8 protein-coding genes and 1 pseudogene are annotated in these 8,919 nt (G+C 61.5%); 3 read left to right on the top strand and 6 right to left on the bottom strand.

Translation table 11 applies throughout. The features are described 5' to 3' along the window. A partial coding sequence (locus tag WCA85_RS01030) for an outer membrane protein assembly factor BamE (protein WP_424061152.1) occupies positions 1 to 468 on the bottom strand: 468 nt, incomplete at its 3' end. 164 nt (positions 469 to 632) lie between these two features. On the opposite strand from WCA85_RS01030, the gene fur reads away from it, so the two are divergent. Beyond that, positions 633 to 1,061 (top strand): ferric iron uptake transcriptional regulator, encoded by a 429-nt coding sequence (fur, locus tag WCA85_RS01025; RefSeq protein ID WP_424061150.1) that lies wholly within the window; start codon positions 633 to 635, stop codon positions 1,059 to 1,061. 214 nt (positions 1,062 to 1,275) lie between these two features. Here fur and WCA85_RS01020 read toward each other — a convergent pair whose 3' ends face one another. The 3 genes from WCA85_RS01020 to WCA85_RS01010 all read right to left on the bottom strand — a co-directional run bounded on the left by WCA85_RS01020 (position 1,276) and on the right by WCA85_RS01010 (position 4,264). Continuing rightward, positions 1,276 to 1,788: an ureidoglycolate lyase gene (locus tag WCA85_RS01020; protein WP_424061148.1), complete on the bottom strand. Its 513-nt coding sequence runs from the start codon at positions 1,786 to 1,788 to the stop codon at positions 1,276 to 1,278. Positions 1,789 to 1,801: 13 nt separating this feature from the next. Continuing rightward, positions 1,802 to 2,812, bottom strand: a complete 1,011-nt coding sequence (gene alc / locus WCA85_RS01015; RefSeq protein ID WP_424061147.1) for an allantoicase — start codon at positions 2,810 to 2,812, stop codon at positions 1,802 to 1,804. 123 nt (positions 2,813 to 2,935) lie between these two features. After that, a complete protein-coding gene (locus tag WCA85_RS01010; protein WP_424061145.1) occupies positions 2,936 to 4,264 on the bottom strand; it encodes a C4-dicarboxylate transporter DctA in 1,329 nt (442 codons plus the stop codon). A gap of 230 nt (positions 4,265 to 4,494) precedes the next feature. On the opposite strand from WCA85_RS01010, the gene WCA85_RS01005 reads away from it, so the two are divergent. Continuing rightward, positions 4,495 to 5,187 carry a FadR/GntR family transcriptional regulator gene (locus tag WCA85_RS01005; RefSeq protein WP_424061143.1) on the top strand — a complete coding sequence of 231 codons (693 nt, stop codon included), beginning with the start codon at positions 4,495 to 4,497 and terminating at the stop codon, positions 5,185 to 5,187. 97 nt (positions 5,188 to 5,284) lie between these two features. On the opposite strand, the gene gap is transcribed toward WCA85_RS01005, so the two are convergent. Both gap and tkt read right to left on the bottom strand, forming a co-directional pair. Continuing rightward, complete coding sequence (gene gap, locus WCA85_RS01000) at positions 5,285 to 6,295, bottom strand: type I glyceraldehyde-3-phosphate dehydrogenase (RefSeq protein ID WP_424061141.1); 1,011 nt, start codon at positions 6,293 to 6,295, stop codon at positions 5,285 to 5,287. Positions 6,296 to 6,394: 99 nt separating this feature from the next. Then, positions 6,395 to 8,416, bottom strand: a complete 2,022-nt coding sequence (tkt, locus tag WCA85_RS00995; RefSeq protein WP_424061139.1) for a transketolase — start codon at positions 8,414 to 8,416, stop codon at positions 6,395 to 6,397. Positions 8,417 to 8,670: 254 nt separating this feature from the next. Here tkt and WCA85_RS00990 point away from each other — a divergent pair. Continuing rightward, positions 8,671 to 8,919 (top strand): annotated as a pseudogene (locus tag WCA85_RS00990) (polyamine aminopropyltransferase); the annotation flags it as partial.

The raw sequence follows: 8,919 nt of genomic DNA, 5'->3' as shown, positions 1-8,919 counted from the left end.
CGACGCGGCCACCGGCGCCGTAGCTGCCGACGGCACGCTCGCAGCTGCCATGGCCGCTGCGGCTGCCTTCTTGCCCCGCTTGTCGCCGTCGATTTCTGCGAGCAGTTCGAGATTCGACGGCAGGTCTTCGCCACCCGACCAGCTAGCGACGGTGTCGCCCGTGAAAATCACGACGAAATCACGCTGCTGCACGACGCTCGTGTTGCCGCGCTTGAAATAGAACACGTAATCCCAGCGATCCGCGTGGAACATGTCGGCCAACAATGGCGTGCCGAGCAACTGGCGCACCTGGTCCCGCGACATGCCAGGCTTCATTTGCGCGGCCGCCTCTGCTGAGACAAAATTGCCTTGCACAACGGTAATGCGATACGGCGTGATGCTTTGGGCAATGCGCTGCGTAACGCTGTCGTAAGTGGAGCATCCGGCAAGCACCGCGACAGTCGCTGCAGCAATCAAGGTACCCCGCATGCGGCTCCCCCGGTAGAACAGTAGAGATTTTGAAATCATTTCACTCACCGTGCGGGCCCTGCCCCATGGGCGAGCCGCGCGAGTTTCGTTGCATCGAAGATGACCAGAACAGCGAAAACACATTACTATTAGAACCCTGCATTGTACTCTAGGGATCCCTTGCCATGACCAATCCAACCGATCTGAAAAATATCGGCCTCAAGGCGACCCTACCGCGCCTCAAGATTCTGGAGATTTTCCAGCACAGCCCGGTACGTCACCTGACCGCAGAAGACGTCTACCGCAACCTGCTGCACGAAGAGCTCGATATCGGCCTCGCAACCGTCTATCGCGTTCTTACGCAGTTCGAACAGGCGGGCTTGCTCTCACGCAGCAACTTCGAGTCGGGCAAGGCCGTGTTCGAGCTGAACGAAGGCACGCACCATGATCACCTGGTGTGTATCGACTGCGGGCTCGTCGAAGAGTTTTTCGATCAGGAGATCGAATCCCGCCAGCAAGCCATAGCCAAAGAGCGCGGCTTCAAGCTGCAGGAGCACGCCCTCGCGCTGTACGGCGTCTGTACCAAGGAAAACTGCCCGCACCGCAAGCATTGATGCGCGGTTGCGTGTCGTGAGGCACGCGAGTTGCGCGCCTCAGCTACAAAGAGAAACCCGGTCGACTCGGTCAACCGGGTTTTTTTATGTCTGTGGGCAGTCGCCGCTTGGGATTGCCCATTGTGCCTTGCCCGGCCTCGCTGCGGCCGTGCGGTCCCGCGTGGCCGCATTACGTGACATTACGTTTGGTGCCAGGTGACTTCTTCGGGAAGCGTCAAGGAGCACATTCGACGCGCCCCTCATGGAGCAGACGCCATGGCTCGGTCAACGCCAGTTCGTCGCAGTTGTGCGCTTCGCCTCCCCGGTCCACCACGACGAAATCGCTGACACGCTCGAGCGCGAGTAACGGATGGTGCCAGACCCCTTTCGCATAGTTGACGCCCTGCCAGCCTTCGGTCCAGAACGCGCGCATCTGTGCCGGATCGAACTCTCCGGCCGGCGCGACCACCACCAGGTAGCTTGCCTGCGCAAGCGGCAGGAACGCCTGGCTGCCTAGCGGATGCCGCTCCATCATGGTGATCTCGATGGGCAGCGCGCGCGGCTGCCCGCGAAACAGGCTGATCAACGGCCGTCCGCCCTGCTCACCGACGTCCACCGTCGCGAGGTCGTGGTAGCGCTCGGTGGTGCCGCCGTTGATCGGGAAATGGCGCGCGCCGTCGAGTTCGATCACATCGCCGAACGGCGCAAACGCGGCGCGCGTCAGGCGCTCCATCTGCAGTGTCTTCATCGCCGCTCCGCGCTTACGCGAGTTCGCCCCACAGGCGCAACCGTGATACGCCGCCATCCGGGAAGATATTGAAACGCACATGCGTGATAGGGCCAAGCGATGCCGGTTCGACCTCGAACGAATGCACGTGGTCCATCTGCAGTTTCTGTTCGTTGAGGAGCACGGGCCAGAACATCGCTTGAGTGATCAGCGAGTCGTCGGTGCCGCCCGTGACGCGCGCAGCCTGCAGCGAGCAGCGGTCAGGGAAGTTGCCCTTGAAGTGCGCCGTATCGACTTCGATCTTGCGAATCAAACCGGGCTGCGCCAGCGCGACGATCGCCCAGTCATTGCCCGGCTCGCGGCGGCGGCGGGTTTCCCAGCCGTCACCCATGTTGACGCCGCGTCCCGGCATCAGCATCTGCGAGGCCGGCCCGAAATGCTGGTTGTTTGCCGCGACGAGGTAGGCGCCATTTTCGATGGCCGCCAGATCCACGAGGCCGCCGCGTTCGATGCGGGCCCAATCGCGCTTCGGCTGGCCGTAGACACGCAGACGCGCCAGGCCGCCATCCGGATACAGATTCACGCGCAGATGCGTGAACGGGCGCGCGTCGTTCACTTCGACGTAGTGGTGTTGATTCCCTTGCAGCGTCATCGCCAGCACGATGATTTGCCAGTCCGCGCTGTCTTCAGGAACGTCGCCTTCGGCGTAGCACGCCTCAAGCGACGCGGCGGGCGGAAAGTTGCCGGTGAAATGACTCGTATCCAGATCGACGCCATGAATCACACCCGGCCTCGCGAGTCGAACCACGCAGTAGTCGTGTCCCGTGGTGCGCTTACGGCGGGTTTCCCAGCCGTCCATCCACTTGCCGTGATCGTCGTATTTGCCGGGGATAAAGACAGCCGGTTGCGGGTCGAGCATGCGCTCCTTGGGCGCAAAGAATTCATCGCTTGCAAAGAGGGCCTTGGCGCCCAGACGCGGGTCGGCCAGGTTCATATAGCGGCGGGTAAAAGCAGGAGCATTCGGGTCGAGGATCGGATTTGCCATGGTCTCAGTCAATCGTTCAGGAAGATGAGCCGGCTGGCAAAGCATGGGCAAGTGCGCGTAAGTCTGCGGCAACAAACCTGCCAGCCGGATGATGAAGACGTATTCGATTAGTCCTACTGCAGATCAGATCGCGTGCGCGGGATCGCCGGACACGTGGCCCACTTCCGGTTCGTCGCCTGCGGGCACGTAGAGCAATGCGGCATCGCGGTTCAGCACGCGGCGGGCGCGAACTTTGTCGATGTCGTTTTCCCACACCGCCACCACCACCGTGGCGACACAATTGCCAATCAGGTTGGTGAGCGCCCGGGCAATGCCGACAAACCAGTCCACCGGAAGAATCAACACCAGACCGAGGACCGGAATTGCAGGAATCGCCGAGAGGGTCGCCGCGAGAATGACAATCGCAGAACCGGGAATGCCGTGGGCACCCTTGGATGTCACCAGCGACACCAGCACCACCACGATCAGATCGTGAAGCGACAACGGCGTGTTGGTGGCCTGCGCGATGAAGATCACGGCGAGCGTCAGGTAGATCGAAAAACCGTCGAGGTTGAACGAGTAACCGGTCGGAATCACGAGGCCGACCGTGGAGTCCTTCACGCCCATCCATTCGAGCTTGCGCATCACTTGCGGCAACACCGCGTCCGACGACGCCGTGCCAAGCACGATGGACAGTTCTTCGCGCAGATAACGGATCAGCTTGAACACGCTGAAGCCTGCCAGTCGCATCACGATGCCCAGCACCACGGCAACAAAGACGATGCAACTCGCGTAGAACACCACCACCAGCATCCCCAGTTGCTTGAGCGATTCGACGCCGTACGTGCCGGTGGTAAAGGCAATCGCGCCGAGCACGCCGAGCGGCGCCAGCTTGATGATGAAGCTCATCATCCGGAAGAACACGTGACCCATTTCGTCGATCAGGCTGCCCACGCGTTGCGCCTTATTGCCCAGCAAGGACAGCGCCGAGCCGAACAGCACCGAAAACACGAGAATCTGCAGGATGTCGCCCGTGGCGAATGCATTGATGGCCGTATCCGGAATGATCTTCAGCAGGAACCCTGCGGTGTCCTTGAGATCTTTGGTGTGCTCCGTGTAGGTGGTGAGCGAGGCGGCATCGAGCGAGTGCAGATTGATATTCATGCCGACGCCAGGGCGTGTGGCATAGGCCAGCACTGCGCCAATCACCAGTGCGATGGTGGTCATGAACTCAAAGTACACCACCGCTTTCAGTCCGACGCGGCCCACTTTCTTCAGATCGCCCGCGTGTGCCATGCCGCTCACCACGACGCAGAACACGATCGGGCCAATCACCATCTTGATCAGCTTCAGAAACCCGTCGCCGAGCGGGCGCAGCGATTGAGCGAAGTGCGGAAACAGCGCGCCGATCACGATGCCCGCCACTAGCGCGATCACCACCCGGCCAAACAGCGAATTGAAAAACTTCAACACGGCCTTTCTCCCGGTTACGAATAACATCTGTTCATACTGGTCCGACCAGTACTGTTATGGCAAATAGTAGGAAACCGATATAGTCGCGTCAAGGTGGAAAGTAATAGTGTTTACCCGCTTGCCTGCAGGGCTTCCAGGGGCAATCTGGTCAGAGGATTGAATTGTCCGATGCGGTTCCGAAAACCGAGGATTACAATGCCGGTCAGACCACACCATGTCTGCTGACGATCATGAAAAACGTTCCACATACCGTTACTGATGCCGCTATCGCCACGATCCGCGAACGGATCGAGGGCGGCGTGTATCCGGTCGGCAGTCTGTTGCCCGCGCAACGTCAACTCTCCGAAGAACTGGCGATCAGCCGCGCTTCGCTGCGAGAAGCGCTATCCACACTGGAGGCGCTCGGCCTGTTGATGATCCGTCCCGGCAAGGGCGTGTATGTGGAAAGCGCACGGGCGACGGCCGCCAACCCATGGCGCTTCGCGGAGCAGTCGTCCCTGCCCGACACGTATCAGATGAGGTTTGCGCTCGAAGGCTTTGTGGCGCGCATGGCGGCCCTGGCGATCAGCGAGGACGACATTATCTGGTTTGAGCAAAACATCGAGGCAATGCACAGCGCGCTCGCCAGCAGCGAACTCGACGAAGCCGCGCAACTCGACTTCGATTTCCACATGCGTCTTGTGAGCATCGCAGGCAATGCGGCCATCGAATCGATCCTGCGTAGCAGTTCGGAGATCATGAAAGAAAGTCAGCGGATGCCGTTCTTCAGGCGTGAGCTGGTTTTGTCCACGTATCACGAGCATCGCGCAATTCTCGATGCGCTCAGGTCGCGCGACTCAGTGGCCGCAGGCAAGGCGATCGAGACGCACATCACAAACGCCGCGCAACGCGCAGGCGTGTACTTTCCTGCGCCGAAGGCATAACGCAGTGACAGTGGCTGGACAAAAAGCATAAAAAAGCCGCTCCGAAGAGCGGCTCTTACATCGGCTAACGGCGGCACCTGAAGCGCCGCGTTGCGACTTACTTCGCGTTCGCGAGCGCCACAGCCGTATCCAGCATGCGGTTCGAGAAGCCCCACTCGTTGTCGTACCAGCTCGACACCTTCACCAGACGGCCCGACACCTTGGTCAGCGTCGCGTCGAAGGTCGACGAAGCCGGGTTGTGGTTGAAGTCGATCGACACCAGCGGTGCCTTGTTGTAACCAAGGATGCCCTTCAGTTCGCCTTCCGAAGCTTCCTTCATGATCGCGTTGACTTCGTCCACTGTCGTGTCGCGCTTGGCGATGAACGACAGGTCGACGATCGACACATTGATGGTCGGCACGCGAATCGCGTAGCCGTCCAGCTTGCCGTTCAGTTCCGGCAGCACGAGGCCAACCGCCGATGCAGCACCCGTCTTCGTCGGGATCTGGCTGTGCGTGGCCGAGCGCGCGCGGCGCAGGTCTTCGTGATACACGTCGGTCAGGACCTGGTCGTTCGTGTACGCGTGAATCGTCGTCATCAGACCGTTTTCCAGACCGATCTTGTCATTCAGCGGCTTGACGAGCGGTGCCAGGCAGTTGGTCGTGCACGATGCATTCGAGATCACAGTGTCCGATGCCTTCAGCACCTTGTGGTTCACGCCGTAGACGATCGTTGCGTCGACATCCTTACCGCCCGGAGCCGAGATGATGACCTTCTTCGCGCCACCCTTGATGTGCGCGCTGGCCTTTTCCTTGGTCGTGAAAAAGCCCGTGCATTCCATCACGACGTCGACGTTCAACTCGCCCCACGGCAGTTCAGCCGGGTTGCGGATAGCCAGCACGCGGATGCGGTCGCCGTTGACGACGAGGTAGTCGCCGTCCACCGACACTTCGCCCGGGAACTTGCCGTGGGCCGTATCGTATTGCGTCAGATGGGCGTTGGTGTTGGCATCGCCCAGGTCGTTGATGGCGACGATCTGGATGTCGTGCTTCTTACCGTTTTCATAGAAGGCGCGCAGCGTGTTGCGGCCGATCCGGCCGTAGCCGTTGATTGCGACGCGAATCGTCATGGTCTATCTCCTGATGGCTGAAAAAATACATCCATGTTTCGTCTGCTGGGCCAATCCCTGCCGGGCGTGAGGCGCACGCGGCAGGGACCGGATGGCCCGTCAGTCCAGTGCGGCTTTAGCCGTCTCTACAACATGCTCGACGGTGAAGCCGAAATGCTTGAACAGCACGCCAGCCGGGGCGGATTCGCCGAACGTGTCGATCCCGACCACGCCGCCTTCCAGACCCACATACTTGCGCCAGAAATCCGTCACGCCTGCTTCGATCGCGACGCGGCGTACGCCCTTGGGCAGCACGCGCTCGCGATACTCGGCGTCCTGCTGGTCGAACACGGTGGTCGACGGCATCGACACCACGCGCGCCGCAATGCCTTCGCGCGCCAGCGGTTCCACTGCCTTCAGGGCCAGTTCGACTTCCGAACCGGTTGCCATCAGGATGATCTTGCGGGCAACGATTTCGTCGTTCCAGTCACGCAGCACGTAACCACCCTTCGCGATGTTGGCGATCTGGGTGTCCGTGCGTTCCGAGAACAGCAGGTTCTGACGGCTGAAGATCAGGCACGACGGGCCATGATGTTCAACAGCCTGGGTCCACGCCACCGCGGTTTCGACGGTGTCGGCCGGGCGCCAGACCTGCAGATGGGGAATCAGACGCAGGCTGGCGACGTGCTCGATGGACTGGTGCGTCGGGCCGTCTTCGCCGAGGCCGATTGAATCGTGCGTGTACACGAAGATCGACGGCGCCTTCATCAGCGCGGCGACGCGCAGCGCGTTGCGGCTGTAGTCCGAGAACGTCAGGAACGTGCCGCCGAAGGCCTTGAAGCCGCCATGCACCGCGAGACCGTTGATCGCCGCGCTCATGCCGAATTCGCGCACGCCGTAGTTGACGTAGTTGCCGGCTGCCTTGCCTTCTGCGTTCACGCGAACCGGCTTGGCGGCCTTCCAGTTGGTCAGATTCGAGCCGGTCAGGTCTGCCGAACCGCCAAGCAGTTCGGGCAGCACGGTGGACAGGCCTTCGATGGCCTGCTGCGATGCCTTGCGGGTTGCAACCGTTTCCGCGCGCCCGTTCGCACCGGCGATGATCGCCTGGGCCTTTTCCGCCCAGTCAGCGGGCAGTTGCTTGGCCATACGGCGGGTGAATTCGGCCGCTTCCTGCGGATACTTGGCCTGATATGCGGCGAAAGCCTTGTTCCATTCAGACTCGTAACGCGAGCCTGCTTCCTTGGCGTCCCATGCCGCGTAGACTTCTGCCGGGATCACGAACGGGTCCCACTTCCAGCCAATCGCTGCGCGGGTCGCGGCGATTTCCTTCTCGCCGAGCGGCGCGCCGTGGGAATCATGGCTGCCTGCCTTGGTCGGTGCGCCTTCGCCGATCACGGTCTTGCAGCAGATCAGCGTCGGCTTGTCCGATTGCTTGGCTTGCTTGATGGCTGCGTCCACCGCGTCGACGTCATGGCCGACCACATGCGGGATCACGTTCCAGCCATAGGCTTCGAAGCGCTTCGGCGTGTCGTCGTGGAACCAGTTCACCACTTCGCCGTCGATCGAAATGCCGTTGTCGTCGTAAAACGCGATCAGCTTGTTCAGCTTCAGCACGCCGGCAAGCGAGCAGGCCTCGTGCGAAATGCCTTCCATCAGGCAGCCGTCGCCGACGAACACGTACGTTTGGTGATCGACGATCTTTGCATCGGCCTTGTTGAATTCCGTGGCGAGCAGCGATTCGGCGAGCGCCATGCCGACTGCATTGGCGAGACCTTGACCAAGCGGGCCGGTCGTTGTCTCGACGCCAGCGGTCATGCCGTATTCCGGGTGGCCCGGCGTCTTCGAATGCATTTGACGGAAGTTCTTGATCTCTTCCATCGGCAGGTCATAGCCGGTCAGATGCAGCAGCGAGTACAGCAGCATCGAGCCGTGGCCGTTGGACAGCACGAAGCGGTCGCGGTCAGCCCATTGCGGATTCTTCGGGTTGTGGCGCAGATGGCGCGACCACAATGCGACGCCGATCTCGGCCATGCCCATGGGCATGCCGGGGTGGCCGGAATTCGCTTGCTGAACGGCATCCATAGCCAGCGCGCGGATCGCATTGGCCATCAGGGAGGTGGGTGCGGGAGACGAGGTCGTCATGTCGAGTTCCGGAGAACGAGTCCAAAAAGCGGGGCGCGGGCGGTGGTCCGGAAGCTCGGCGGCCAGTCGCTCCGGCGCACGATGCGGCGCCTGGTGACGCGAAACGGGCAGAGCAAACGGACAAGGCTGCAAAGCGACACATTCTAACAGATGGTTGCCCGCTGACCGGCTCGATACCGCACTGGGCGGCGGGGTTCTGACTTTATAATCCTGGGCATCGCCAACTGCCCGCGCTCGCCTGCGCCCTGCTTACCGTGAGCGTCCCGCTGCTATTCCAGCCGACCCCTTACGCCCTGTATGGCTTCCCGAATGCCCGGCGCCTGGCAAGTGTCGCGTCGCCCTGGCAGCAGATTGAAGTTTGGGACACGCCGCAGCTCGGGCGGCTCTTCACCCTCGACGGCCGGCCGATGAGTTCCGTCGGCGACGAGTTCATCTATCACGAATGCATGGTCCATCCGGCGGCGCTCGCCCACCCGGCGCCGCGCGCTGCGCTGGTGCTGGGC

It is taken from the genome of Paraburkholderia sp. (genome assembly GCF_049581445.1).
GTDB lineage: Bacteria > Pseudomonadota > Gammaproteobacteria > Burkholderiales > Burkholderiaceae > Paraburkholderia.
The sequence above is the reverse complement of the archived record's forward strand: the minus strand, read 5'-3'. Positions and strand labels throughout refer to the sequence as shown.

What these genes read in the sequence shown, in the direction of transcription:
- WCA85_RS01005 (WP_424061143.1), top strand. Translation starts at nt 4,495, where the DNA reads ATGAAAAACGTTCCACATACCGTTACTGATGCCGCTATCGCCACGATC.
- gap (WP_424061141.1), bottom strand. Translation starts at nt 6,295, where the DNA reads ATGACGATTCGCGTCGCAATCAACGGCTACGGCCGGATCGGCCGCAAC.
- fur (WP_424061150.1), top strand. Translation starts at nt 633, where the DNA reads ATGACCAATCCAACCGATCTGAAAAATATCGGCCTCAAGGCGACCCTA.
- tkt (WP_424061139.1), bottom strand. Translation starts at nt 8,416, where the DNA reads ATGACGACCTCGTCTCCCGCACCCACCTCCCTGATGGCCAATGCGATC.
- WCA85_RS01020 (WP_424061148.1), bottom strand. Translation starts at nt 1,788, where the DNA reads ATGAAGACACTGCAGATGGAGCGCCTGACGCGCGCCGCGTTTGCGCCG.
- alc (WP_424061147.1), bottom strand. Translation starts at nt 2,812, where the DNA reads ATGGCAAATCCGATCCTCGACCCGAATGCTCCTGCTTTTACCCGCCGC.